This is a genomic window from Pseudidiomarina fusca (genome assembly GCF_032227045.1).
GTDB classification, from domain to species: Bacteria; Pseudomonadota; Gammaproteobacteria; order Enterobacterales; family Alteromonadaceae; genus Pseudidiomarina; species Pseudidiomarina fusca.
Window position 1 is genome coordinate 1 of the sequence record NZ_JANFPJ010000104.1, and the last position, 580, is coordinate 580.

1 protein-coding gene is annotated in these 580 nt (G+C 42.2%); it reads right to left on the reverse strand.

All coding sequences use genetic code 11. The features are described 5' to 3' along the window. Positions 1–58: 58 nt before the first annotated feature. Positions 59–481 carry a rod shape-determining protein gene (locus NOG12_RS13270; RefSeq protein WP_110077057.1) on the reverse strand — a complete coding sequence of 141 codons (423 nt, stop codon included), beginning with the start codon at positions 479–481 and terminating at the stop codon, positions 59–61. Positions 482–580 lie beyond the last annotated feature (99 nt).

A 580-nucleotide genomic window follows, 5' to 3' on the forward strand; every position in this document is an offset into this window, starting at 1 on the left:
CGTAGGCAGTCCAGTGGAGGCCACGCTTTTTGTGGCCGGAACGAAATTAAGCAACTTGTTAAGTGGCTTTGATTTTAGCTTTAATATCATCATAGCTCTGTGCGCGTACATTGATTTTACTGCCAGTATGGATCAAAACTTCCCTTGCTCCCATACCACTTGCAAGTTCACGTAAGACTCGCTCCTCTATATCGCTTAGCCCACCATCAGTTTTTTCTAGTTGATGCATGATTACTCTCGGCGCGGCTCTTAACTTTGAGCTATTCAAAGTAAAAATACCATGCTGCAATATCTTTTCAGCCAGCGTGAAATTTCCGATAAAACTTCTAGTGTGTGAAAAAGGGTTCGTTGTCTGAATAGTTGGCCCCGATAACGATTTAGCTTCTCGACCAATAGCCTTAATCTTTTCTTTTCCCTTCCCGCCTTCTAGCGATATCCAAGGTTCAATTTCAATAAATTGCCCGGTTGAAAATTTTTGCATTGTGATTTTATTTTCACTCAACTCAACCAGCAGGTCGAAGGAAAACAGGCTTCTAATGAATTCGAATATCAAATGCGGCCTCCAAGCCACTTAACGCCC